Source organism: Streptomyces sp. NPDC044061 (assembly GCF_056434305.1).
In genome coordinates, this window is sequence record NZ_JBWKFL010000009.1 from 69,253 (window position 1) to 93,474 (window position 24,222).

20 protein-coding genes and 1 pseudogene are annotated in these 24,222 nt (G+C 71.2%); 13 read left to right on the forward strand and 8 right to left on the reverse strand.

What is annotated here, in order from left to right:
- Nucleotides 1–9: 9 nt before the first annotated feature.
- From AC07CM_RS16395 to AC07CM_RS16415, 5 genes and pseudogenes are all read left to right on the forward strand, one after another.
- Nucleotides 10–1,317 carry a winged helix-turn-helix domain-containing protein gene (locus tag AC07CM_RS16395; protein ID WP_478877064.1) on the forward strand — a complete coding sequence of 436 codons (1,308 nt, stop codon included), beginning with the start codon at nt 10–12 and terminating at the stop codon, nt 1,315–1,317.
- Nucleotides 1,318–1,373: 56 nt separating this feature from the next.
- Complete coding sequence (gene adh, locus AC07CM_RS16400; RefSeq protein WP_478877065.1) at nt 1,374–2,897, forward strand: aldehyde dehydrogenase; 1,524 nt, start codon at nt 1,374–1,376, stop codon at nt 2,895–2,897.
- Between the two features lie 209 nt (nt 2,898–3,106).
- The gene (locus tag AC07CM_RS16405; RefSeq protein WP_478877066.1) at nt 3,107–3,556 is read left to right on the forward strand and encodes a hypothetical protein; all 450 of its coding nucleotides are present in this window, start codon (nt 3,107–3,109) and stop codon (nt 3,554–3,556) included.
- Between the two features lie 462 nt (nt 3,557–4,018).
- Nucleotides 4,019–4,180: pseudogene (locus AC07CM_RS16410) on the forward strand (response regulator); the annotation flags it as partial.
- 112 nt (nt 4,181–4,292) lie between these two features.
- On the forward strand, nt 4,293–4,805 hold the full coding sequence (locus AC07CM_RS16415) for a MarR family winged helix-turn-helix transcriptional regulator (protein ID WP_478877067.1): 513 nt from the start codon (nt 4,293–4,295) through the stop codon (nt 4,803–4,805).
- Nucleotides 4,806–4,908: 103 nt separating this feature from the next.
- Here AC07CM_RS16415 and AC07CM_RS16420 read toward each other — a convergent pair whose 3' ends face one another.
- The gene (locus AC07CM_RS16420; protein ID WP_478877068.1) at nt 4,909–6,081 is read right to left on the reverse strand and encodes a PP2C family protein-serine/threonine phosphatase; all 1,173 of its coding nucleotides are present in this window, start codon (nt 6,079–6,081) and stop codon (nt 4,909–4,911) included.
- A gap of 175 nt (nt 6,082–6,256) precedes the next feature.
- Here AC07CM_RS16420 and AC07CM_RS16425 point away from each other — a divergent pair, with 175 nt between their 5' ends.
- Complete coding sequence (locus AC07CM_RS16425; protein ID WP_478877069.1) at nt 6,257–6,742, forward strand: MarR family transcriptional regulator; 486 nt, start codon at nt 6,257–6,259, stop codon at nt 6,740–6,742.
- A gap of 270 nt (nt 6,743–7,012) precedes the next feature.
- Here the strand turns inward: AC07CM_RS16425 and AC07CM_RS16430 are convergent, their stop codons facing one another.
- From AC07CM_RS16430 to AC07CM_RS16460, 7 genes are all read right to left on the reverse strand, one after another.
- Nucleotides 7,013–7,282: an STAS domain-containing protein gene (locus AC07CM_RS16430; protein WP_478877070.1), complete on the reverse strand. Its 270-nt coding sequence runs from the start codon at nt 7,280–7,282 to the stop codon at nt 7,013–7,015.
- A gap of 90 nt (nt 7,283–7,372) precedes the next feature.
- Nucleotides 7,373–7,687 carry a hypothetical protein gene (locus AC07CM_RS16435; RefSeq protein WP_478877071.1) on the reverse strand — a complete coding sequence of 105 codons (315 nt, stop codon included), beginning with the start codon at nt 7,685–7,687 and terminating at the stop codon, nt 7,373–7,375.
- Nucleotides 7,684–9,366 carry a PP2C family protein-serine/threonine phosphatase gene (locus AC07CM_RS16440; RefSeq protein WP_478877072.1) on the reverse strand — a complete coding sequence of 561 codons (1,683 nt, stop codon included), beginning with the start codon at nt 9,364–9,366 and terminating at the stop codon, nt 7,684–7,686. The genes AC07CM_RS16435 and AC07CM_RS16440 overlap by 4 nt, the downstream gene beginning before the upstream one ends.
- A 163-nt stretch (nt 9,367–9,529) precedes the next feature.
- On the reverse strand, nt 9,530–9,949 hold the full coding sequence (locus AC07CM_RS16445; protein ID WP_478877285.1) for an ATP-binding protein: 420 nt from the start codon (nt 9,947–9,949) through the stop codon (nt 9,530–9,532).
- A 122-nt stretch (nt 9,950–10,071) separates the two neighbouring features.
- Nucleotides 10,072–10,914, reverse strand: a complete 843-nt coding sequence (locus tag AC07CM_RS16450) for an RNA polymerase sigma factor SigF (RefSeq protein ID WP_478877286.1) — start codon at nt 10,912–10,914, stop codon at nt 10,072–10,074.
- Between the two features lie 137 nt (nt 10,915–11,051).
- The gene (locus tag AC07CM_RS16455) at nt 11,052–11,411 is read right to left on the reverse strand and encodes an STAS domain-containing protein (protein WP_478877073.1); all 360 of its coding nucleotides are present in this window, start codon (nt 11,409–11,411) and stop codon (nt 11,052–11,054) included.
- A 225-nt stretch (nt 11,412–11,636) separates the two neighbouring features.
- Nucleotides 11,637–12,584, reverse strand: coding sequence for a glycosyltransferase family 2 protein (locus AC07CM_RS16460; RefSeq protein WP_478877074.1), 948 nt, complete (start codon nt 12,582–12,584; stop codon nt 11,637–11,639).
- A 365-nt stretch (nt 12,585–12,949) separates the two neighbouring features.
- Between AC07CM_RS16460 and AC07CM_RS16465 the strand changes: the two genes are divergently transcribed.
- From AC07CM_RS16465 to sbnA, 7 genes are all read left to right on the forward strand, one after another.
- A complete protein-coding gene (locus AC07CM_RS16465) occupies nt 12,950–13,858 on the forward strand; it encodes an aminoglycoside phosphotransferase family protein (protein ID WP_478877075.1) in 909 nt (302 codons plus the stop codon).
- A 331-nt stretch (nt 13,859–14,189) separates the two neighbouring features.
- Nucleotides 14,190–14,429 (forward strand): substrate-binding domain-containing protein, encoded by a 240-nt coding sequence (locus tag AC07CM_RS16470; RefSeq protein WP_478877076.1) that lies wholly within the window; start codon nt 14,190–14,192, stop codon nt 14,427–14,429.
- A 697-nt stretch (nt 14,430–15,126) separates the two neighbouring features.
- A complete protein-coding gene (locus AC07CM_RS16475; RefSeq protein ID WP_478877077.1) occupies nt 15,127–17,724 on the forward strand; it encodes a Pls/PosA family non-ribosomal peptide synthetase in 2,598 nt (865 codons plus the stop codon).
- Nucleotides 17,725–17,737: 13 nt separating this feature from the next.
- On the forward strand, nt 17,738–21,004 hold the full coding sequence (locus AC07CM_RS16480) for a non-ribosomal peptide synthetase (RefSeq protein ID WP_478877078.1): 3,267 nt from the start codon (nt 17,738–17,740) through the stop codon (nt 21,002–21,004).
- A 23-nt stretch (nt 21,005–21,027) separates the two neighbouring features.
- Nucleotides 21,028–22,032 (forward strand): TauD/TfdA family dioxygenase, encoded by a 1,005-nt coding sequence (locus AC07CM_RS16485; protein WP_478877079.1) that lies wholly within the window; start codon nt 21,028–21,030, stop codon nt 22,030–22,032.
- Nucleotides 22,029–23,099 (forward strand): 2,3-diaminopropionate biosynthesis protein SbnB, encoded by a 1,071-nt coding sequence (sbnB, locus tag AC07CM_RS16490; protein ID WP_478877080.1) that lies wholly within the window; start codon nt 22,029–22,031, stop codon nt 23,097–23,099. Before AC07CM_RS16485 ends, sbnB begins: the two co-directional genes overlap by 4 nt.
- Before the next feature lie 37 nt (nt 23,100–23,136).
- The gene (sbnA, locus tag AC07CM_RS16495; protein ID WP_478877081.1) at nt 23,137–24,162 is read left to right on the forward strand and encodes a 2,3-diaminopropionate biosynthesis protein SbnA; all 1,026 of its coding nucleotides are present in this window, start codon (nt 23,137–23,139) and stop codon (nt 24,160–24,162) included.
- The last annotated feature ends 60 nt before the right edge of the window (nt 24,163–24,222 follow it).

Here is a 24,222-nt window from a genome sequence, read left to right on the forward strand (position 1 = left end):
GAGGACGAGTTGACCGATCCGTGGGTGGCCCTGGAGCCGGGGGCCGACCCCGCCGAGCGAGTCCGGGTGCTGCGCCGGGCGCACGAGACGTTCACCACGGCGGGCACCGTGCCGCGCCCGGTGCGGTCGGTGGTGGCCGAGTCGTGGCGGCGCAGCGCACGGGCCGGCGTGGGGCCGGACGGCTCCGCGAGCGTGGAGCTGACCGACGGCGATCTCGGCGCCTACCGGGCCGAGCACCCCCTGGCCCGGGTGATGCCGCTGTTCCGGGAACTGATGGGTACGTTCGCCGCCGACGGGGAGCACCTGCTCGCGGTGTGCGACGCCTACGGCAGGCTGCTGTGGGTGGAGGGGCACTCGGCGACCCGGCGCAGGGCGGACGGAATGAACTTCGTGCCGGGGGCACGCTGGTCGGAGACGGCGGTGGGCACCAACGCGCCGGGTACCGCGGTCGCCCTCGACCGGCCGGTGCAGGTGTTCGCGGCGGAGCACTTCATACGCCGGGTGCAGCCGTGGACCTGCGCGGCCGCGCCGGTCCACGATCCGCACACCGGCCGGGTGCTCGGCGCCGTCGACATAACTGGTGGTGACGGGCTGGCGCATCCGCACAGTCTCGGCTTCGTCCAGGCGGTGGCGCGGGCCGCCGAGTCGCAGCTCGCGCTGCTCGCACCGCCTCCGCCTGCCGAGGACGGCGCCCTGCTGAGCGCACTCGGCCGTGACGAGGCCGAACTCCGCGTGGACGGCCGCGCGATCAGGCTCAGCCGCCGGCACAGCGAGATCCTCGTCCTGCTCGCCCGGCATCCCGAGGGGCTGACCGGGGACGAACTGCTGTGCGCGCTGTACGCCGACGAGTCGGTGACACCGGTGACGCTCCGTGCCGAACTGGCCCGGCTGAGGCGCCTGGTGGGGCCGGGGCTGCTCGCGTCACGGCCGTACCGGCTGACGGCGGCGGTCGAGTCGGACGCCACCGTGGTGGAGCGGCGGCTCGAGACGGGCGCGCTCACGTCGGCGGTGGAGGCGTACTCCGGCCCGCTGCTGCCGGGTTCTCAGGCTCCGGCGGTCGTACGGCTCCGGCGTCGCCTGGCCGACGGCCTGCGGATGGCGCTCGTCGCCCACCGCGACCCCGATCTGCTCGCCGACTGGGCGCACGCGACGTGGGGTGAGGACGACCTCGATGTGTGGCGGGCGCTCGCGGCGGTGCGGCCCACGGCGCCGGTGCGGGCGCGGCTCGCGGCACTGGAGGCCGAGCTGGCCGCCCCGGCCCGCCGGACCACCGTGCCGTCCCGCGGCGCAACGTACCTGCAACGTCCGCCCGCCTAGCCTCGCGCCGAGAGCTGCCCAACGGCGGGCAGCGCTTCTCCGGGAGGCAGACCAGCATGACCCGTTACGCGGCGCCCGGCACCGAGGGCGCGATCGTCTCCTACCAGGCGCGCTACGACCACTTCATCGGCGGTGAGTACGTGCCGCCCGTGCGGGGGCAGTACTTCGAGAATCCGTCGCCGGTCAACGGGCAGCCGTTCACCGAGATCGCGCGCGGTACGGCGGAGGACGTCGAACGGGCGCTGGACGCGGCGCACGAGGCCGCGCCCGGGTGGGCCCGCACGTCGGTGACGGAGCGCTCCGACATCCTGCGGAAGATCGCGGACCGCATGGAGGCCAACCTCGAGTCCCTCGCGGTGGCAGAGAGCTGGGAGAACGGCAAGCCGGTGCGCGAGACGCTGGCGGCCGACATCCCGCTCGCCATCGACCACTTCCGCTACTTCGCGGGCGCCATCCGTGCGCAGGAGGGCTCGCTGGGCGAGATCGACGACGACACGGTGGCGTACCACTTCCATGAGCCGCTGGGGGTCGTCGCGCAGATCATCCCGTGGAACTTCCCCATCCTGATGGCCGCCTGGAAGCTCGCGCCGGCGCTGGCCGCGGGCAACGCGGTCATCCTGAAGCCGGCGGAGCAGACCCCGGCCTCCATCCACTACTGGATGAGCCTGATCGCGGACCTGCTGCCGCCGGGCGTGCTCAACATCGTCAACGGCTTCGGAGTGGAGGCCGGAAAGCCTCTGGCCTCCAGCCCACGCGTGGCGAAGGTCGCGTTCACCGGAGAGACCACGACCGGGCGGCTGATCATGCAGTACGCCTCGGAGAACATCAAGCCGGTGACGCTGGAGCTCGGCGGCAAGTCGCCCAACATCTTCTTCGACGACGTCTGGGCGCACGACGACGACTTCCGGGACAAGGCCCTCGAGGGCTTCACGATGTTCGCGCTCAACCAGGGCGAGGTGTGCACCTGCCCGTCCCGGGCGCTCGTCCAGCGCGGCAACTACGCCGAGTTCCTCGAGGCGGCCGTGGCCCGCACCCGGCAGATCAAGCCGGGGCACCCGCTCGACACCGACACGATGATCGGCGCCCAGGCCTCCAACGACCAGCTGGAGAAGATCCTCTCCTACCTGGACATCGGCCGGCAGGAGGGCGCCAAGGTCCTCACCGGCGGCGAACGCGTCGAGTACGACGGCGAGCTGAAGGGCGGCTACTACGTCCAGCCGACCATCTTCGAGGGCGACAACCGCATGCGGATCTTCCAGGAGGAGATCTTCGGCCCCGTGGTGTCGGTGGCGTCGTTCGACGACTTCGACGACGCGATCAAGATCGCGAACGACACGCTGTACGGCCTGGGTGCGGGCGTGTGGACCCGGGACATCAACACCGCCTACCGCGCGGGCCGCGCGATCCAGGCGGGCCGCGTCTGGACGAACTGCTACCACGCCTATCCGGCACACGCGGCGTTCGGCGGCTACAAGCAGTCCGGCATCGGCCGCGAGACGCACAAGATGATGCTGGAGCACTACCAGCAGACCAAGAACCTCCTGGTGTCGTACTCCCCGAAGAAGCTGGGCTTCTTCTAGGCCGCTGGAAGGGGCGCCTGGCCTGGGAGCACTCCCGTCAGGCGCCCTTTCGGGCGTACTCCTGCGGCCGTCACCCGGGCGGCCCATCGGCGGCGCTCGGCACGCTGCTGAATGTCCGGTTCAGGGCGCTTTCGAACAGAGCATCGGGGGTGAACCGCCGCCGGCCGGGTAAGCGCGTCTACTCGACGGCATCGAGGAAGGGGAGAACCATGACAGTGGATCCCGAACCTGCCGAAGCTTCGCTCGCCGCGGAGCATGTGGCCGAATCGATGATCGAGTTGTGGCAGCGGGCCCACGAGGACGTCGCGCCGACGATTTCGGCCGAGCAGATGCGCGGTCTGCTCGTGCTGGAGAACGACCCGGGGTATCCGGCCGGAATCGCCAGGGACCTCGGTGTGGACCCGGCTTCGGCGACGGAGCTGTTCGGCCGGCTGGAGCGGCGCACGCTGGTACGGCGCGCTCCGTCCGGCGAGTTCCGGCTCACCGGAGCCGGAAAGTGCGTGCTCGAAGCGACGCGTCAGCGCCGTCGGCAGCTTCTGGAACAGACCCTGCTCACGTCCGCGGCACCGGACCGCCCGGTGCTGCGCGACGCGATCAACCAGCTGTACGGACTGGTGAGCCCGGTGGCCCGGGTGCCGCGCAGCCGCTCGCCGCGCTGACCCGGCTCGGCGCCGGTCTCCCGTGCGCGACTAGCCGGCGTCGTGAACGACGGTGACGGCCCGCGCGGGCCCTGGGGTGCGCCGGGTCGCGTCGAGGTTCCAGTCCAGGCGCAGGACGGCGAGGTCGTCGGTGTGCCGGTCGGCGTTGAGAGTGCGGGTTCTCGCGACGAGCTGGTCGAGGTGGGTACCGGGGTCGGGAGCGCGGACATCGCAAGGCCGATGCCGGTGCCCGGATAGGCGTCCTTGGTGTGCAGCAGCTGGAAGAGGACGAAGACCTTCTCCTGGGACTCGGGCGCGATGCCTATGTGTCGCCGACCGCGAACTCCCACATCCCGTCGGCCGGGGTGGCGCTGAAGTGGTGCGCGGCGGCCGGTCGGGACTGCGGAACTTGATGGCGTTCGACAACAGGTTCTGCCGGAGCATGCCCAGTTGGGTGGTGTCGCCGACGACCTCGGGCAGCCCGTACTGACCACGTCCTCCGCACCCGACGACGTCACCGGCGCCTACCGCCACCACGCCAACGCCTACGTCACCAAACCGGTCAACCTCGAAGAGTTCGAGGCGGCGGTCCGCAGCATCGACACCTTCTACCTCGACATCGCCGTCAAGCCTCCGAGGGAGTAGGGAGCGACCGAGCGGGGGGGGCAGCGCACTGCTTGTCCTACGAATGGGTGGGTACAGCGTTTGCGTGAGTTGATTTCCGTCCGGTTCAGGGGTTCCTGAAAGTGATCTGTTCGTGACGCGGCTCGGTGATGCCGGAGACGGCCAGGCATCCGCGGGCGGCGACGGCCCGGAAGCCGCCGCGCTGGAGCTCGCCGAGGCCGTGGAGAGTCTGTCCGACCTGTGGTCGGCCGCCCCACAGAGGGCGAGCATCGTCCTGTCGCCTCATCAGTTGCGGGGCCTGCGGATCCTGGAGGCCGTGCCGGGGCTGAACCTCACCGCCCTCGCGGAGCGCATGGACATCGGCCTCCCCACGGCCAGCCGGCTGTGCGACCGCCTGGAGGCGGCCGGTCTGCTGGAGCGGGTACTGCATCCTCACAAGCGGCGCGAAGTGCGGCTGACCCTCACGGGCCATGGCCGGAACGTACTCGCCGAGGTGGCCGCACGGCGGGCGCGGGCGCTCGCCGCCGTCCTGGCGACGATGCCGACCGTCGAACGTGCGGCACTGGTGCGGGGCATGCTGGCGTTCCTCAGGGCCCAGCGACACGGGGCCGGCCAGGGCGACGGCTCCGGCGCGAGCGAGGAGTGACGGACGGCGGACACCCCGCGGTGACGGACGAGTGCGCGACGGCGCCGGTCCGGTCCCGTACCGGAGCCGCACCCAGACGCCGCCGTGTGTCAGCCCGTCGCGGTCACTGGTCCGCCGGGCGGCCGCGCCAGTCCAGGCAGACCACGAGCGCGTCGTCCTCCGGAACGGCCTCGCCCCGATGGCCCGTCAGCTCGCGCAGGATGGAGCGCGGCACTTCGGCGGCGGGCAGCAGCCGGGTGGACTGGATCGCCCGGGCGAGAGCGGCGTCTCCATAGGTCTCGCCCTTCGGCGAGGCCACCCCGTGCACACCGTCGCTGACGAAGACGAGCCGATCGCCGGGCTCGACCTGGAACTCCTGCGCCACGTAGTCGGTCTCCTCGAACATGCCCAGCGGCAGCTGGGCCTCGAAGGCGACGCGCTCCACCGTGCCGCGTCGCAGGCGCAGCAGTTGCGGGGAACCGGCGTCCACCACACGCGCCCGCCCGGTGACCAGATCGAAGTCGAACATCAGCACGGACAGATAGCAGCGCCCCCGGTAGTGGGCGTAGACGGCCTGATCGGCCAGGGCGGCCTGGTCGGCGATGGAGATGCCGGCCCGCCGCGCGTTGCGCAGGGCGTTGATGGCGAGATTCGTCAGCAGGGACGCCTCTATACCCTCGCCCATGCCGTTGGTGACGTACAGCGTCAGGTGGTCGGCGGTGGCCGACCAGTCGTAGTTGTCGCCGAAGATGGCGTAGGCGGGCTCCAGTTGAGCGGCCAGGTCGTACTCGTGGCGTGAGCACGAGCGGCCGGGCAGAAGCTGCCACTGCATCTCGGCGGCGAGGGTGAGCCGGTCCTTGCGCCGCGCCTGCAGAAACAGGTCCGTGTCGCGTTCGGCCACGAACACCTCGCGTCCCAGCACCTCGGCGATCTCGCGGAGTTCGTCCTGGTGGCGGCGGGCGTGGTCGCTGTCGGGCAGGGTCACGGACAGCACCCCGATCCGGTCGCCCCGCACGGTGACCGGCAGGTGCAGGCGCACGCGGCCGTCCGGGAGGCTCTCGGCGTAGCACTGCTGCGAGCCGAACGCACGCCCCTCCGGGCTGTTGTGCACCGACACGGGGGCACGTGTATGGGGCAGCACGGACACCGGCTGCAGCACGGTCAGGCTGTAGTCGGCCATGAACAGCTCGACGGCCTCCGACGCATACTGCTCGAGGAGTACGCGGCGGACTTCGTCGTGCAACTCGTGGGGAGCCGCTGTGCGCAGGGCGCGTTCAGCGACGACGAATCTCTTCACGATGAGCGATGAACCAATCTCTTGCCGGACATGGTGTGAGCCTCGACCGACGAGGCGATGTTCCCCCGGGCCGCGCGCCGCTCGTGCAGGGCCTCTGACGCGCTCCGGTCGTGCGGGGCCTCTGCCGCCCACCCGTACCTAGTACGCTGGCGGGCACCCCAGTGCCTGCGAAAGTGTGACTGTGACTGCCTTCCACCGCCGCCCGGAGCCCGAAGAGATCGCACACGTGACCTCCACGGCCGCGGTGCTGCTGGAAGTCCTGTGGGGCCGCGCCTCCACCGCGCCGGCCTCCGCCTCCCAGCTGCGCCTGCTGCATATCCTCGAGCACAACGACGGCATCAACATGCGCAGTCTCGCCGAGTCCCTGGCCTCGACGCCGCCGTCGACCAGTCGGCTGGTCGACCGACTGCAGGCCGCCGGCTTCGTGGAGCGCGAGAACAGCCCCGAGGACCGGCGCGAGGTGCGGCTCCGCCTGAGCGGCCGGGGGCGCGCCTTCCTCGCCGACCTGCGAGCGCGCCGGGAAGCGGAACTGAGGACGGTCCTCGACCTGATGCCGGCGTCGAAACGGACGGCACTGCGGGAGGGGCTGGAAGCGTTCTGTGCCGTGGCCGCCGCGCAGATGCACGGCGACTCGCACGGGTCCGGGAGAAGGACGGCCTGAACCTCCCGGCCGGCCACGGCCGTTTCCCCGGCCCCGTGGCCCGCACACGGAGCGACCTCCGCCGACCGGAGCATCTCGGATCCTTCCCCGTGCACATCTGACACGGTTACTTTGTTGTCTCCCGACCATAGTTGTCAAACGGCAACAGTGTGCGCCCGGTGATCCTCGGTGGACGCTCTGCGGCCCTCTCAGAACTCCGGTTACCCCGTGCGGCGGCCTATGCGCGGTGACTGTGGTGCACCTCTCGGCCGAGCCCTGGGTCAGCTCCGTTCAGGTGACGCCACAGAGGGCGGGGCCCGCGTCGCCGATGTGCCGGGGGATCATGAGCAGGGCGGCGGGGCCCGAGGAGTCGATCCAGGTCAGGCCGCGGAAGTCCAGCCGGACCTCGCTGGGTCGCGGATGGCGCTGGAGATGCCGGACGACCGTGTCCACCAAGTCGTCGCCGGTGCCGCAGTCCAGCTCGCCCGCGATGTGCGCGGTCCACAGGGTGGGTTGGCCGGTGATCTCGACGTGGAACTCGGTGGGCGCGTGCTCGGTCATGCGTCGGCGGTCGGTCCGGGGGCGGGGTCGGTGGGGCGGCTGCGTATCGTACGGGTTCCGTCTCGGAGCAGGCTCAACGCGCTGGAATGGTCACGCGGTTGTTCGGCCAGGACGTCCGGGCCCGCCGGCCGGGAGCGCGCCGGCACGTCCGCCGCGCGGCGCGCATCGGGGGCCGTCGATCGGCTCCCAGGGCTCGGGGGGGCTGCCGTCGGGACCGAGGGCCCGGCCCCCGGCCACGGCCGGGATCCCGACTGCCTGGCGGGCCGTGTCGAGCAGCAGCGTTTGCTCGTCGGTCCCGTCGGCCGGGGCGTCCCGGACGACGGCCACGGCGTCGTACTCGTCACCGGCCGCGACGGCCTTTCCCCGCCGGTCGCGGAGCGCGACCCCCTCGGCGGGGTGGGTCATCCGCCACTCCTGGGACGCGGATGCCGGGCGTCGCCGTCGACGGCCGACAGGGGGCCGGTCCTTGGGGCGCTGACGGCGAGGACCGCCATGTCGTCGTGACGGCCCGTTCCGAGCCACTGGGCAGCGAGCATCTGGACGCGTTCCACCACGGCCTCCGCCGGCATGCCCGCGCACTCCGCCAGCGCGCGCCGCAGCCGGTGCTCGCCGAAGAACTCGTCACCGAGCGGCCCGCCACGCGCCTCGGTGATCCCGTCGGTGTAGAGCAGGCACGTCTCCCCCGGCGCGAGCGTGGTCTCGACCGTTCGGGCGGTCGCCGCGGGCAGCGCACCGACGAGGGTGCCCCGGGTGGGGACGTGCTGCACCTCGCCGTTGTTGCGGACGATCAGGGGCGGCGGGTGCCCTGCGCTCGTCAGCCGCACCCGCACGCGACCTCCTCGACGGCTCACCGAGGCAAGCACCAGCGTGGCGAACCGCGTGTGATGGGAGGTCAGCAGGGCGCCGTTGAGCAGAGTCAGGACCTGCTGGTGGTCCGCCGCGAGCGGCAGCAGCGCGTGCAGGGTGTTGCGGATCTTGCCGGTCAGCACGGCCGCGTCCAGGCCCTTGCCCGCCACGTCACCGAGGACGACGAAGGTTTCCCGCACGGGATCGGCGCCCGGGTGGAAGTCGTAGAAGTCCCCGCCGACGCGTTCGTGGTCCTTGGCCGGACGGTATCCGGCCGCGTAATCCACTCCGTGCACCCGATGCAGGGCCGGGGGGAGCAGTTCCCGCAACAACGTGGAGGTGACGGCGGCCTGTTCGGAGTACAGCCGGGCCGCCGAGAGGGCGGCGCCCGCCCGTGCGGCGAACAGCCGGACGAAGACCTCCTCACCGCCGGAGAAGGACCTCTCGGTGCTGGAACGCAGCAGGACCAACGCTCCCGCGGGCACCCCGTGTCCGGGCAACGGGGCGATGATGACGGAACCCACCGCCCCCGAGAATCCTTCGGGAAGCAGCCAGTCCGGGATGTCGTCGGGGTTGATCCACCGCGCCGGAACGGGCGGGAAGCCCCGTAGTGCCTCGCCGAGGCCGGGAACGCCGCGCGGATCGATCTTCCGGGTCACCTGCGTCACGGGCCCGCCGCGCCGTGCGTACGTCAGGGGGTGGCGCCGGCCGTGCGCGGGAGCGACGAACACGGCCGCCTCGGCCAGATGTTCGGCGGCCATGGAGGCGACCGCCTCCATACAGCGCGGTGGGTTCAGGGTGGACAGGAACGTGCTGGAGACCTCCGCCAGGACGCGGGACCGCTGCTGCGCACTGTGCAGAGCCCCTTCGGCCAGGCGGCGGTCGGTTTCGTCGACCAGCCACCACACCACGTCCCCACCGGCGGACGGAGAGGGGTGCGCCTCGAAGACGCGCTCCTCGATGGCGCCCGTCAGCGGGGCGGGTGTGGAGCCCGTCCCCGCGTCGACGACGCTTCGGTGCGCGTCGGACAGCCAGGCCGGGACGATGTCGTGGAGCCGGTCACCACCCGACGCGTCCGGCAGCAGCGCGCCGGCGGCCCGGTTGAGCTGCACCAGACCGCCGTGCCGGTCTACGACCAGTACGGGACAGGGGGCCTCGCCCCACGTCACACCGACACTGGCGGCGGCGTCGCGCGGGCGGGCCGGAGAGCCGCGGAAAGCGCACACAAGCAGGGGCACGCGTCGTGCGCACCCCACCACCTTCCTGCGCTCGGAAATAGATGCCTTACGGCAACAGTTCCGCATCCGGCTGTCAGGCGCAAGCCGCTTCACACGGTCGATACCGACGGGCCGGGGAGGTGACCCTGCCAAGGGACCGGTCGCCCGCGTATGCGAATCGAGTTCACGCACCTTTGCCTTCGGTGAGAGCGATGCGGACGGTGACCCTCTTGCCCACCGGCTCGCGCTGCACCTCGAAGCCCTCGGCGACGGCCAGGACGATCTCCAGGCCGTGTTGGCCGACCCGGCCGGGTTCGGCAGCCCGGGCCACCGGCAGCACGGGATCGGAGTCCCAGACCGACACCTCGACCCGGCGGCCGACGATCCGCAGGTCCATCAGGATCGGTCCCGGCGCGTACTTGCAGGCGTTGGTGACCATTTCGCTGACGACCAGCTGCGTCAGGTCGAGCGCCCGGGCCGGGACCGCGACGCCGTGTTCGGTCTGCGCGTGCGTCAGGAACAGCACGGCCCGGCGTCGTGCCTCGGCGATACAGCCGACGCCTCCGTCGAACGCCGCGGTGGCCCGTACCGGCTCGTGGGCCATGGCCCACGAGCCGTGCGCGCGGGCCGCGGAACCCGCGGAAGCCGACTTCACCACGTTCACGTGGCCGCCTGTACCCGCCTTCTCCGGCTCCATGGCTCGGATGGTGTTCGAGGACGGGGCGGTCAGCGGGTCGTTAGCATCCCTTCCCTGAGCCGCTTGAGCGTACGGGAGAGCAGACGCGACACATGCATCTGGGAGACGCCGAGGCGTTCCCCGATCTGGGCCTGTGTGAGCTCGTCGACGAAGCGCAGATGCAGGATCAGCCGGTCCCGCTCGCCCAGTTCGGCGATCAACGGGGCCAGGGCGTGGAAGTCCTCCACCAGTTCCAGCGCCGCGTCCTCGGCCCCGATGAAGTCCGCCAGTGCGGTCTCGCCGTCCTCGCTGCTGCCGATCGTGGCGTCCAGGGAGGCCGAGTTGTAGCCGTTGGACGCCAGCCGGGCCTCGATGACCTCCTCCTCGCTCAGGCTCATCAGCTCCGCCAGCTCCTTCACCGTCGGCGTACGGCCCAGCCGGCTGCGCAGCTCCTCGGTCGCCCGCGCCAGTTGGACCCGGGCCTCCTGCAGGCGCCGGGGGACGTGCACGGCCCAGGAGGTGTCCCGGAAGAACCGCTTGATCTCTCCCACGATGTACGGCACGGCGAATGAGGTGAACTCCACCTCACGGGACAGCTCGAACCGGTCGATCGCCTTGATCAGGCCGATCATGCCGACCTGGACGATGTCCTCCCGCTCCTCCGGCCCCCGGCTGCGGAACCGGGCCGCCGCGAAGCGGACCAGGGACATGTTCATCTCGATGAGCGTGTTCCGGGCGTACTGGTATTCGGGCGTACCCTCCTCCAGCACCGCCAACTGGTCGAAGAACACCCGGGACAACGCGCGGGCGTCCTGGGGAGCCACAGCGGAAGGGTCCGTCAGTTCGGGCAACTCGGCCACATCGGGTGCCGTCCGCGCGTCCGTCTTCACCATGCTCGCCCTGGTCAAGGTATTCCCCTCCCGCATCCGTACGGCATCCACGCCGACGACCTGTTGACGACGCCCGCGTACCCGGCTCCGCGCTGCGCATTCCTCCGGGGTTCGAGCGGATGTCCCACCCGCCTCGCTCATCAGCCACCCGCGGTGCGCAGCGCCGCGTCGCGGGAGTCGGTGATCGTGAAGTGGTCGTAGGTACCGCTGATCGTGAGCAGCCGGGCGACGCTGTCCTGGAGCGGGCCGCAAAGGACGAACGCACGGCCGCCGGCGTGGTGCCGCTGGTGCGCGTCGAGGAGGGAGCGGAGCAGTTGGCTGTCGCCGAAGGTCAAGCCTGTGAGATCGACCACCGTGGCCGGCAGACCGCACTCGTCCGCCTCGGTCCAGGCCGCCGCGAGCAGATCACACTCGTCGTAGTCCATTTCGCCGCGAACCGTGACCTCGATGACACGACTGTGCCGTACGACCCGCACGACCGTCTCTGACTCCCACTGCATCCCGTCATCCTGTCACCCTTCGGCCGACGGCGGCGAGCCCGCTCCAGGAGGACGGTCATGCCTGTGACGTGGGCCGTTTCCGGCCCGCGCGGCCGGTGGCCGGTGGCCGGTTCACGGGGGAGAAGGCGACACTATTCACGAAGAAGAAGCAGTCCGCGACCGACCGGCGGGCACGGCCGAGAGCCTGGGCGGGTGACGACGGCGGTGTCATGACGAGGCCGGTGGCTACCGGACGCCGACCTGGTCGATGGTGCTCAGTACCTCCTGAGCCACGCCGTGCTGGCCCTCCCGCTCCATGGTGAGGGCCAGACGCCGCAGGAACGCGTTCTTCAGGGCGTCCTCCTCATCGGGGTCGATGGTCTGCCGCTGAAGGGCTATGGAGATCGCTTCGAGGAATCCGTCGGTGTCGACCTCGGCCTTGCGCCGGTAGTAGTCCGCTCCGATGCGGCTGCGGTCGGAGGAGCCGGCCACCCCCTGCGGCACCCGGTAGAGACAGGGAACGGACGGCAGATAGGCAACCGACGTGCCTCCCGCGGACATACGGAACCAGGCGTGTGCGTCCTCGGAGGCGCGCACGTGCGGGAAGCCGTGGCTGAGGGCCAGTTCGGTGCGCACCGCGACCGTCGACGTGAGCGTGGTGTACCCCGTGTCGACGCCCATGCGGATCCACGCGCCCGGCCCCTCGACCGGGTCGTCGCGGTGTGACTCGATGATTTCCAGCAGCGAAGGCGTGAGCCGTGCGGGCGGGACGAGGGCGCCGGCCTCGTCGATGACGGAGAACGTCGAATACACGAAGTCCACATCGGCGCGCTCGTCGAAGGTCCGGCGGGTCACCTCCAGACGCCGGTGATGCGCGATGTCGTCCGCGTCCTGGAACAAAACGAAGGGCGAGCCGTGCTCCCAGGCCCACTGGACGCCCACATTGCGGCAGAATCCCTGTCCGCGGTTCACGTCCTGCTGCAGGACGGTCGTCCGGTCCGGGTGGCGGTCCTGTAACGCCCGCAGCCGTTCCCGGTCCTCCGCCCGTGGCGAGGCGTCGTCGACGATGACCAATTGCCAGTCCTGGTCGGTCTGCCGGTGCAGACTCTCCAAGCTCTGCGTCAGATACGCGTCCGCTCCCGCCGAGTCCGCGTAGTGCGGCATGACGAAGGTGGCGGTTGTCGGAGAAGCCATTTTTCCCTGCCTCGTCTTTCGTCGAAAGTCCGGTGCCACACGGTGCTGATCATTCAGGTGCCGGCGCGCGGTGGCCACAGAGCCCACGCACGCAGGACCACTTCGGCACCGTAGGCCCAGCACTCCGAGGTGGACGGCGCCCTCGTCCCCGACGATCTGCGGTGTCTGGTTCTTGGGGGCCACCGTGCGGCAGGTCAGGCGCGCACGGCCCCGAAGTGACATCCCCTGTATCGGGCGCCGACAGAGCTTGGCAACTATTTGTCTCCGATCGGCAACTCCTTTGCGCAGACCACTTGGCACCCCCCCCGATGAACTGGCAAATACAGGAGGGCGAGGGCGCCGCCGTCTCGGGCAATCATCCACGCATGGTCATCACACCGGCCGACGGCCGCGCGGGCATCGACGCCGCGCTGGTACGACGCCTGATCGCCGCTCAGTTCCCGCAGTGGGCCGGGTTGTCCGTGGTCCCCGTGGAGGTCGACGGCTGGGACAACCGCACCTACCGCCTCGGTGACGACATGTCGGTCCGGCTGCCCACCGCGGCCGGCTACGTCCCCGCGGTGGACAAGGAGTGCACGTGGCTGCCACACCTGGCGCCGTCCCTGCCCCTCGCCATTCCCACGGTCCTGGCCAAGGGAGCCCCGGACGAGGGATACCCCTTCCCCTGGTCCGTACGCGGCTGGCTGGACGGGAGGGCCTCCGCCCCGGAACGCATCACCGACATGGCGCAGTTCGCGGTCGCCGTCGCGGACTTCCTCCTGGCCCTCCAGCGCTGCGACACCACCGGCGGCCCCCTCGCCGGGGCGCACAGCTGGTACCGCGGGGCGTCGCCGGCCCACTACGACGACGAGACCCGCCGCTGCCTGGCCGCCCTCGAGGGCCGTATCGACACAGAACGGGCCGCCGAGGTCTGGGGGGCCGCCCTCGCCGCCGAATGGCGGGGTACGCCCGTGTGGTTCCACGGGGACATCGCCGGCGGCAATCTGCTGGTGACGGACGGTAAGTTGACGGCCGTCATCGACTTCGGCACCTCGGGGGTCGGCGACCCCGCCTGCGATCTGGTGATCGCGTGGACGATGTTCTCGGGCGACAGCAGAGACGCGTTCCGGCGCACGGTCGGCCAGGACGCCGGCATGTGGGCCCGGGCCCGCGGCTGGGCCCTGTGGAAGGCGATGCTGGTCCTGTCCGAGTGCATCGACACCGATGAGACCTCGGCCGCCGTCAACCGGCGCGTGGTCGACGAGGTCCTCGCCGACCACGGGCGCTTCGCCTAGACGGATGCCGGCTCGCCGAGGTGCTCGAAGACGGGGCATGACCGTGTCGTCCAGCACCTCGGCGGCGTCCCGGCCCCGGCCGTTCGGGCCGGGGCTGACCGGCGACGGTGAGGTCCGCGGAGCGCAGTTCCTCGACCCCGCCCGGAAGCGGTCGATGGTGTGGCACAGCCCCTCCTCCAGCCCCTCCTCCAGCCCCTCCTCCAGCCCCTCCTCCAGGCCGCCGACAGGACGCCGACCCAGGGTCCGGCCGGCCCGCTCGACGGCCGGGCGGCGCCGCGGCGGGTCGTCCTGGGGCAGCTGCCGGGGGCGACCGGCGCGGAGACCCCCGGTCATGCGACTGCACGCGTTGCGGCAGGCGGGGCGCCGGGTGCCCGGTGACGTGGCCGTGGCCGGCTTCGACGACTCCCCCGTGGCCGCCGACTCCGACCCACCGCTGACTTCCGTGCGGCAGCCGCTGGAGGAGATGGACCGGGAGATGGACCGCCTCGTGATCGCCCGCCTCGACAACGAGGAAGTGAGGGAACCGCAGGTGGTCCTGCGCCCCGCGCTGGTCGTACGCCAGTCCGCGTGAGCGCCCGCGCACGGCAGGGGCGCGATCACCGACGGATCGAACCCGCCGGTAACCGCGCTCGGCCGCGCCGCCGGCCGACCGTCTCGAAGATCGACCGCCCCGTCGGCCGACCCCTTCGAAGATCCGCCGACCACCCGCGGCAGCCTCCTCAGGCCGCCCATGCCCTTGCTCCCCTCCCCCGCCGACGTCGCGAGCGCGCGGCGGGCGCCCGCACCGGGAGACGGCCCGACCACGCGGTGGGCACCCGCACCGGAGGCGGCGGCGCCGACGTCCGGCGGCGTCGATCGGGGTGCTGGTCGGCGCCGCCGTGGCATATGCCCGGCCTCGTGGACGCTCAGCTCCCGCCCCTGCCCGCCGAAGGGCCGTTTCATGGCATATGACCCGCCTCGACGGCACCGGGATCCCTGTCCTGACCCGCTGGAAGGCCCACCATTCGGGTGATCCACGGTGCGGCCCCGGTGCCGCGAGGAGCCGGGGAACACGGGCCTGTCGAGCGTTCCGGGCTCGACCGGTGGTCGATTCGAAGTGGCAGCGTGCCGATGCCGGGCCGAGACTGAATTTGGCGGTTCGTGATCAGGAAAAGAGCACGCGCCTCGAGCTTTTCCATGGCTCGGTGAGCCGTTTTCCTCTGTGCTCGAGGGCCCCGCACCCCGCCACCGGCGGCCCTCGGCGACCCAGACGTTCTCCAGGAGTTCGAATGGTGGAGCAGTCCTCCGAGGTCCATATAGCCGGGCCGGACGAAGGCATCGTCACCAGGCGGAATGACGCCGGCACGGCAGGGACGGGCGTCGAGAGCGCCCTCGCGGACGCCCTGGCCGCCGTCGTGTGCGCCGACCGCGTCGCGGTCGACAGCCACTTCTTCCAGGATCTCGGTGCCAACTCCCTGGTGATGGCCCAGTTCTGCGCGCGCGTCAGGAAGAGAGTGGACCTGCCGTCGCCGTCCATGAAGGACATCTACCGGCACCCCACGATCCGGAGCCTGGCGGCAGCCCTCGCGACGGCCGCCCCGCATCCGGCCGCGTCACCGGCCCCCGCCGCACCGTCGACGCCGGAGCAGTCGCCGGCTCCGGTGACGCGGGCGAGCCGGTGGACCCATGCCCTCTGCGGAACGTTCCAGCTGCTGGCGTTCCTGACCTACTCCCTGGTCGCCGGGTTCATCACCGCCGCAGGATACGAGTGGGTGGCCTCCGGTTCGGGCCTGGCCGGCATCTACCTGCGGTCGTTCCTGTTCGGCGGCCTCGGCTTCATCGCTCTCTGTCTCTTCCCGATCATCGCCAAATGGCTGCTCGTCGGCCGCTGGAAACCCGGGGAGTTCCCCCTCTGGGGCCTGTCGTATCTGCGCTTCTGGCTGGTCAAGGTACTGCTGCACGCGAATCCGATGATTCTCCTCGTCGGGACTCCGCTGTACGTGCTGTACCTCCGGGCGCTCGGCGCACGGGTCGGCAAGGGTGTCGCCATCCTGTCCCACTCCGTCCCGGTCTGCACCGACCTGGTCACGATCGGTGCCGGCACCGTGATCCGCAAGGACTCCTTCCTCCTCGGCTACCGGGCGCACGCGGGGCGCATCCAGACCGGCCGCATCACAATCGGCCGCGACGCGTTCATCGGCGAGAAGACCGTCCTGGACATCGACACCTCGATGGGCGACGGCGCACAGCTCGGGCACGCGTCCGCCCTGCACCGGGGCCAGGCGGTCCCGGACGGTCAGCGCTGGCACGGGTCGCCGGCGCAGCCGACGGAGACCGACTACCTGCGGGTCGCCCCGGCCGCCTGCGGCACCGGGCGCCGGTTCTGGTTCGGCCTCGGCACGCTGCTCCAGCTGTTCCTGCTGTACATACCGCTGACCGTCGGCGGGCTGTACATGCTGTTCACCGGCGTGCCGGCGATCGGCAGGCGCCTCGACCCGCAGACGGCCGCGCTGTCGCGGCCGGAGCTGATCGACGACGCGCTGATCCTGTCCCTCGTGCTGTTCTTCGGCTTCCTGGTGCTGGGCCTCGTCGCGCTGCGCACCGTTCCGCGGCTGCTGAGTCTCGCCGTCAAGCCGGACCGCGTGTATCCGCTGTACGGATTCCACTACGCGGTGCACCGGGCGATGGCCCGCATGACGAACATCAGGTTCTTCACCTGGCTCTTCGGTGACAGCTCCTACATCGTGTACTACCTGAGAGCGATCGGGTACGACCTGTCGCACGTCGAGCAGACCGGGTCGAACTTCGGCACCGAGGTGCAGCACGAGAACCCCCTGCTGGTCTCCGTCGGCAGCGGGACGATGGTGGCCGACGGACTCTCCATCATGAACGCGGACTACTCCAGCACGTCCTTCCGGGTGTCCCGGGCGTCGATCGGTCCGCACAACTTCCTGGGCAACAACATCGCCTATCCCACGGGCGCCAGGACGGGCGAGAACTGCCTGCTCGCGACGAAGGTGATGGTTCCCCTCGACGGCGAGGTCAGGGAAGGCGTGGGGCTCCTCGGTTCGCCCAGCTTCGAGATCCCCCGGTCGGTGGAGCGCGACTCACGGTTCGACGACCTCAGGACAGGCGACACACTGCGCCGTCGTCTCGCCGCGAAGAACCGCTACAACCTCCGCTCTATGATCCTGATGCTGTTCGCCCGCTGGGTGCACACCTTCGTGCTCACGCTCTTCGCGCTCGTCTCCGTGGACATGTACGGCGTGGTCGGACACGTGGTGATCGCCCTGTATCTGGCGGTGACGCTCGCCTTCTCCCTCGCGTACTACGTCCTGGTGGAACGCTGCATCAACTGGTTCCGCGCGCTGCGGCCCCGGTTGTGTTCCATCTACGACCCGTACTTCTGGTGGCACGAGCGCCTGTGGAAGGTTCCGGACCGGCACCTCGTCATCCTCAACGGAACGCCGTTCAAGAGCCTCGTCTGGCGGCTGCTGGGGGTGCGCATCGGCCGCCGGGTCTTCGACGACGGCTGCTATCTGACCGAGCGGACCCTCGCCACCATCGGGGACGACTGCACCCTCAACGCCGGCAGCAAGATCCAGTGCCACTCGCAGGAGGACGGCACCTTCAAGTCCGACGTCATCACGCTCGGTGCCGGCTGCACGCTGGGCGTCGGCGCCCACGTGCACTACGGCGTCACGATCGGCGACGGCGCGGTGCTGGCGCCCGACTCCTTCCTCATGAAGGGCGAGGAAGTTCCCCCGCACGCCCGGTGGGGCGGCAACCCCGCCGTGGACATGCCGGATGCCGCCGAGCAGTCCTGCGGCACCGTCCCGGCGACACCACCGTCTTCGGCCGACGCCGCCGCGACGACCGCGAGTTGAGGAAGGCCATTCGATGGGAACGCACGTGGAAGCGGACCGGGAGTTCTGGAGCCGGGTGCTGACCGCCGGCGGTGCCACCACGGTGCCGCGATGGGTGCGGGAGCCGGTTCCGGGAGCGGCCGAGTACGAGGCGGTCGTGCCGGACGGCGTGGCGGACGAGGCGCGTGGACTGGTCCAGCGGTCGGGAGTGCCGGTCAGTGCGCTGCTGCTGGCCGCGCACGCCAAGGTGCTGGCCGCGCTGTCCGGTGAGCCCGAGGTGGTGACGGGGTACGCCGCCGGGGTGCGGGGCGAGCCGCTGCCGTGCCGTCTGGTGGTTCCCCCCGGGTCCTGGCGCGCACTGGTGTCGGCCGCTCACCACGCCGAGGCCGAGGTGCTCGCGCACCGGGAGTTCCCGGTGGACGAACTGTGGCGGGAGCTGGGTGCGGCGGAGCCGTCGTACGAGGTGGTGTGCGGCCCGATGGAGGCCGAGGACGCCCTGGTCGACCACGGCGTCCTGCACGTGCGCTGGGCCGACCGGGAGGGACGGCTCAGGCTCCGGCTGCGGTACCGCACGGACCTCCTGGACGCCGAGGCCGCGGCCCGGATCGCCGGCTACCACCTCTCGGCGCTCCGGCTGATGACGGCCGACGTGGACGCCGACCACACCCGGCAGAGCCTGCTGTCGCCCGAGGAGGTGCGCGAGCAGCTGGAAGGGCTGGCCGGGCCCCACCGGCCGCTGCCGGACGCGCGGGCGCACGAACTGTTCGAGCAGCGTGCGCGGGCGCACCCGGACACGGTGGCGGCCGTGCACGGCGAACGGGAGTGGACCTACGGCGAACTCGACGCGCGCGCCAACCGGCTGGCACGTGCGCTGCTGGCGCGGGGACTGGGCCGCGAGGACGTGGTCGCGGTGGTGACCGAACGCCATCTCGACTGGCTGGCCGCGACCCTGGCCGTCTTCAAGGCGGGCGGCGCGTACCTGCCGATCGAGCCGCACTTCCCGGCCGGTCGCATCGCGGCGACCCTGTCGCGGGCCGATTGCCGGCTGGTCCTGACCGAGTCCGGCAGCACCCGGACACTCGACGAGGCACTGGCCACGCTGCCGGGGACCCGGCGGCTGCTGATCGACGACGCGTACGCCGAACCGCACGCCGACAGTGCCCCCGGGGTGAGGGTCGACGCCGGCCAGCTGGCCTACATCTACTTCACGTCCGGCTCCACCGGTGAGCCGAAGGGCGCGATGTGCGAGCACGCGGGCATGCTCAACCACCTCTTCGCCAAGATCGACGACCTGGGGATCGGCGAGGGGTCCGTGGTGGCGCAGACCGCCCCGCAGTGTTTCGACATCTCGCTGTGGCAGCTGGTGTCGTCGCTGCTGGTGGGCGGCCGGACGCTGCTGGTCGGGCAGGACGTGATCGTGGACGTGGAGCGGTTCGTCGACACCCTGGTGCGCGGCCGGGTCGCTGTGGCGCAGCTCGTGCCCTCCTATCTGGAGGTCGTCGTCGCGTACCTGGAGCAGCGTCCCCGCGCCCTTCCGGACCTGCGGTGCGTGTCGGTGACCGGCGAGGCGCTGAAGCGGGAGCTGGTCCAGCGCTGGTTCGCGATCCAGCCGGGGATCAGGCTGGTCAACGCCTACGGGCTGACCGAGACGTCGGACGACACCAACCACGAGGTCATGGACGAGGTGCCCGAGCGCGTACTGCTGGGGCGCGCGGTCAACAACGTCCGCGTCCACGTCGTGGACGAACACCTGTCACTGGTGCCGCTGGGTGCCCCGGGACTGATCGCGTTCTCGGGTGTCTGTGTGGGCCGGGGCTACGTCAACGACCCCGAGCGGACCCGTGAGGCCTACCGGAAGGACCCGTACCGGCCCGGCGAACGGCTCTACCTCGGGGGCGACTGGGGACGCTGGCAGCCCGGCGGCAAGCTGGAGTTCCTCGGACGGCGGGACAACCAGGTCAAGATCCGGGGCTTCCGCATCGAGATCGGCGAGATCGAGAACGCCCTGCTGCGAGTGGCCGGGGTGCGGGACGGCGCGGTCGTCTGCACCGAGCGGGCCGACGGGAGCAAGCACCTGATCGCCTTCTACACGGGCGGCCGCCGGCAACCGGACGAGCTCCGCGAGGCGCTCGGCACGGTGCTGCCCGCCTACATGGTCCCCTCCGCCTTCCACTGGCAGGAGAGCCTCCCGCTGACCGCCAACGGCAAGACCGACCGCAAGGCCCTGACCGCGCTGGCCGAACGGACGGAAGCACCGGCCGCCGAGGGCGACGCGCCCCTCGGGCACGACCGCGCGCCGCGCACGCCGACCGAGCGGAAGCTGGCGGCGACCTGGGCCGGTCTGCTGGGCGTGCCCGAGCACCGGATCGGCCGGCAGGACCACTTCTTCGACTCCGGCGGCACCTCCCTGACGGCCGTCAGACTCACCATCGCGCTCGACCGCGCGGTGTCGCTCAAGGACATCACCCGGCACCCCGTCCTCGCCGACCTGGCCGCCCTCCTCGACGGCGCGGCCCGGCAGCATCCGGAGCTGCTCCAGCCGCTGTCCCCGGCGGGCGGTGCGCCGGAGTGCGCGCTGGTCTGCTTCCCCTACGCGGGTGGCAATGCCGTCAACTACCAGCCGATGGCGAGCGCGTTGGCGGGCAGCGGCATGGCGGTCCTCGCTGTGGACCTGCCCGGTCACGACCTGGCCGCCCACCACGAGCCGTTCGCGTCGATCGAGCAGGTGGCGGAGCGGGTGGCCGACGAGATCACCGCGCGTGGCCTGACCCGGGTCCTGCTGTGGGGTCACTCGTCGGGCACCGCGCCGGCCCTGGAGACGGCCAGGAGACTCCTGGAGCGCGGGGTGGACGTGACACGGGTGTTCCTCGGTGCGCAGCTGCTCGGTACCGCCCCCGACCGGCGCGCCGCCGTCGGCGAACTGACGAGCCTCGGCGACGCCGAGATCGCCGCTCGGCTCGCCGCGGACAGCGGCTACACCGAACTCGCGGAGCTGAACGAGCGGCACGCCGAGCACATCGGCGCCGCCTACCGGCACGACTGCGTCTCCGCGCACCGCTACTTCTGCGAGGTCCTGGACAGCGGCCGGCCGGCGAAGCTGCCCCTGCCGGTCTCGGTGGTGGTCGCCGCCGACGACCCGCACACCTCCGGCCACGCCCGGCACCACCGGGACTGGCTGCTCCTGGCCGAGCACGTGGACCTGCACGAACTCCCCGACGGCGGCCACTACTTCACCCGCACCCGCCCGGCCGAGGCAGCACAGGCCGTCCTGGGTGTCGTGGCACCGCTGGCCTCCTCCTGAGACGCAACCGAAGGGATACCGAGATGTCGTCCTCACCCTTGGCAGCACCCCTCGACGTGGAGCTGCGGCCGGACAGACCCGCGATCCTGCATGTCGAGGGTCCACCGGACGCGCCGAGTTGGGCGGCCGCGCACCGCGAGTCGGTGCGCGCGCAGGTCGCCGAGCACGGGGCGCTGCTCGTGCGCGGCCTGGAGCTGCGCGAGACCTCCCAGGTCGGCGCCGTCTTCGAGGGGCTCACCGGTGGTCTCATGCGGGAGCGGGAGGCCTTCGCCCCACGTGAGGCGTACGGCCCTGGCCTGTACGCCTCCACGACGTGGCCGGCCAACCAGCCGATGTGCATGCACCACGAACTGAGCTACACGCTGGAGGTCCCCGGCCTCATGCTGTTCGCGTGTCTCTCCGCGCCCACTCAGGGCGGGGCGACCGCCGTGGCCGACGCCGAAGAGGTGCTCCAGGCCCTGCCCACGGGGCTGACGGAGCGGTTCGAGCGTGAGGGCTGGCTGCTGACCCGCAGCTACAACGACGAGATCGGGGCGTCCCTGGCGGAGTCGTTCGGCACCGACGACCGCGCCGAGATCGAGCGCTACTGCGCCGCCAACGCCATCGACTTCACCTGGACGCCCAACGGCTCCCTGCACACCGAGCAGCGCCGCAGCGCCGTCGTACGGCACCCGCTCACGGGCCGGCGCTGCTGGTTCAACCAGGTCGCCTTCCTCAACCAGTGGACGCTGGACCCGGAGGTCCGCGAGTACATGGTGGACGTCTACGGCGAGGACGGGCTGCCCTTCAACACCCGCTACGGAGACGGCAGCCCGATCGGCGAGGACGTCGTACGGCTGCTCAACACCGCCTACGAAGCGCACACCCGGCGCGAGCCCTGGCAGGCCGGTGACCTGATGCTCGTCGACAACATCCGCACCGCGCACAGCCGGGAGGCCTTCACCGGTGAGCGGCAGGTGCTGGTCGGCATGGCCGAGCCCCGCCGCCTGGCCGACGGCTGCCCCACCCCGGAGGCGAGCCGGCGATGACCCACTCGATGTCAGCGGCCGCCCGGTCGGCCACGCCGCACGCGGCCTCGGTGCCGACGTTCGCGGTCATCTCCGGTACGCAGGTGCAGGAGGCGCTCAGCGGGCGCGAGAAGGAGATCGTGGAGCTGGTCGAGGCCACCTACCGGCTGCACGGCGCCGGGGACTCGGTGAACCCCCCGTCGTACTTCCTGCGCTTCCCGGACCGTCCCAGCGCACGGATCATCGCGCTGCCGGCCTCCATCGGCGGGTCGGTCCACGTGGACGGCCTGAAGTGGATCTCCAGCTTTCCGGACAACGTGGGTGCCGGGCTGCCCCGGGCCTCCGCGGTCCTCATCCTCAACGACCCCGAGACGGGCTACCCCTTCGCCTGCCTGGAGAGCTCCATCATCAGCGCGACCAGGACGGCGGCGTCCGCCGCGCTGGCCGCGGACTGGTTCAGCCGCTCCCGGCCCCGCCCGAGGCGGATCGGGTTCTTCGGCACGGGCCTGATCGCCCGCTACATCCACACCTTCCTGGCCGGCACCGGCTGGACCTTCGACACCATCTTCGTGCACGACGTGTCCGCCGACAGCACGGCCGGCTTCCGCGGCTATCTGGACCAGGCCGGGACCGCCGCGAAGGTCACCGTCCACGAACGCGCCGAGGACCTCGTCCGCTCCAGCGACCTCGTGGTCTTCGCCACCGTGGCCGGTGCGCCCCATGTCACGGACCCGGCCTGGTTCGCCCACAACCCGCTGGTCCTGCACATCTCGCTGCGCGACCTCGCGCCCGAGGTCCTGCTGGGCTCGGCCAACTTCGTCGACGACGTCGAGCACTGCCTGAAGGCCGACACGTCGCCCCACCTGGTCGAGCAGCGCACCGGCAACCGCGACTTCCTGAACGGCACCCTCAACGACGTGATGCTCGGCCGTGCCGCCCCGCCCACCGACCGCCCGGTGATCTTCTCGCCGTTCGGACTCGGCGTCCTCGACCTCGCCGTCGGCAAGTACGTCTACGACGAAGCAGCAGGGGCGGGCAACCTCCGCCTCATCGACGACTTCTTCCACGACCTGCGCCGGTACGGCTGAGGCTGTCGCCCTCGGCCCTGGCACCAGGAGGCCCACCGTGCCCGTAATTTCCGCTCCCCATGATTTCAACGAAGGCCGGCTCTTCGTCGACCTCGAGTCGATCTTCGGACACCCCCTCTACCTGAAGTGCGAGGGTTTCAACTTCGCCGGCTCCATCAAGTTGAAGGCCGCGAACGAGATGGTGGAGAGCGCCGAGCGGGACGGGGTCCTGACGCCGGATTCCATCCTCGTCGAATCCTCCTCCGGGAACCTGGGCGTGGCGCTCAGCATGATCGCCGCGAGCAAGGGCTACCGGTTCCTGTGCGTGACGGACTCCCGTTGCAACCTGTCGACCAGACTGCTGATGGAGGCGCTCGGCAGCCAGGTGCACGTCGTGGCCGACCTGGACGAGAACGGCGGGTTCCTCGGCACCCGGATCGAGTACGTCCGCTCGCTGTGCGCGTCCGACGAGCGGTACGTGTGGCTCAGCCAGTACACCAACTCGGGCAACTGGCGGGCGCACTACCGCACGACGGCGCCGGAGATCGCCGCTCACTTCCCGCGGCTGGACGTGCTGTTCATCGGCGCGGGCACCGCCGGGACCCTGATGGGCTGCGCGCGCTACTTCCGGGAGTGGCACCGGCCCGTGCGGATCGTCGCCATCGACAGCGTGGGCTCGGTGGCGTTCGGCGGCGAGCCGGGCCGCCGGATGATCCCCGGCCTGGGGATGAGCATGGTTCCCCCGCTGCTCGACGAGTCCTTCGTGGACGAGGTCATCCAGGTGGAGGAGGCGGACACCATCCGTACCTGTCACCGCATGGCCAGACGGGGCTTCCTGTTCGGCGGCTCCACGGGGACGGTGGTCAGCGGCGCGACGGACTGGCTGGCCCAGCACGACACGCACGGCCTCACCGCGGTGGCCATCGCACCCGACCTCGGCGAGCGGTACCTCGACACCATCTACCAGAGCAACTGGCTGCAGGACCTGTACGGCGATCACATACTCGACTCCGAACAGGTGAGCACCACGTCCGAGAAGAACAAGGCCGGCTCGCGGGCGCCGAGCCGCCGGCCGAGACGGTAGCGGCGCCTCCCTCGGGCCACGGCGCGGAGCCGACAAGGGCTCCGCGCCGCTGGTCCGCTC

Coding starts and splice junctions, on each gene's coding strand:
- adh (WP_478877065.1), top strand. CDS start 1,374: ATGACCCGTTACGCGGCGCCCGGCACCGAGGGCGCGATCGTCTCCTAC.
- AC07CM_RS16405 (WP_478877066.1), top strand. CDS start 3,107: ATGACAGTGGATCCCGAACCTGCCGAAGCTTCGCTCGCCGCGGAGCAT.
- AC07CM_RS16430 (WP_478877070.1), bottom strand. CDS start 7,282: ATGACCGAGCACGCGCCCACCGAGTTCCACGTCGAGATCACCGGCCAA.
- AC07CM_RS16435 (WP_478877071.1), bottom strand. CDS start 7,687: ATGACCCACCCCGCCGAGGGGGTCGCGCTCCGCGACCGGCGGGGAAAG.
- AC07CM_RS16445 (WP_478877285.1), bottom strand. CDS start 9,949: ATGGCCCACGAGCCGGTACGGGCCACCGCGGCGTTCGACGGAGGCGTC.
- AC07CM_RS16450 (WP_478877286.1), bottom strand. CDS start 10,914: ATGGTGAAGACGGACGCGCGGACGGCACCCGATGTGGCCGAGTTGCCC.
- AC07CM_RS16455 (WP_478877073.1), bottom strand. CDS start 11,411: ATGCAGTGGGAGTCAGAGACGGTCGTGCGGGTCGTACGGCACAGTCGT.
- AC07CM_RS16460 (WP_478877074.1), bottom strand. CDS start 12,584: ATGGCTTCTCCGACAACCGCCACCTTCGTCATGCCGCACTACGCGGAC.
- AC07CM_RS16465 (WP_478877075.1), top strand. CDS start 12,950: ATGGTCATCACACCGGCCGACGGCCGCGCGGGCATCGACGCCGCGCTG.
- AC07CM_RS16470 (WP_478877076.1), top strand. CDS start 14,190: ATGCGACTGCACGCGTTGCGGCAGGCGGGGCGCCGGGTGCCCGGTGAC.
- AC07CM_RS16475 (WP_478877077.1), top strand. CDS start 15,127: ATGGTGGAGCAGTCCTCCGAGGTCCATATAGCCGGGCCGGACGAAGGC.
- AC07CM_RS16480 (WP_478877078.1), top strand. CDS start 17,738: ATGGGAACGCACGTGGAAGCGGACCGGGAGTTCTGGAGCCGGGTGCTG.
- AC07CM_RS16485 (WP_478877079.1), top strand. CDS start 21,028: ATGTCGTCCTCACCCTTGGCAGCACCCCTCGACGTGGAGCTGCGGCCG.
- sbnB (WP_478877080.1), top strand. CDS start 22,029: ATGACCCACTCGATGTCAGCGGCCGCCCGGTCGGCCACGCCGCACGCG.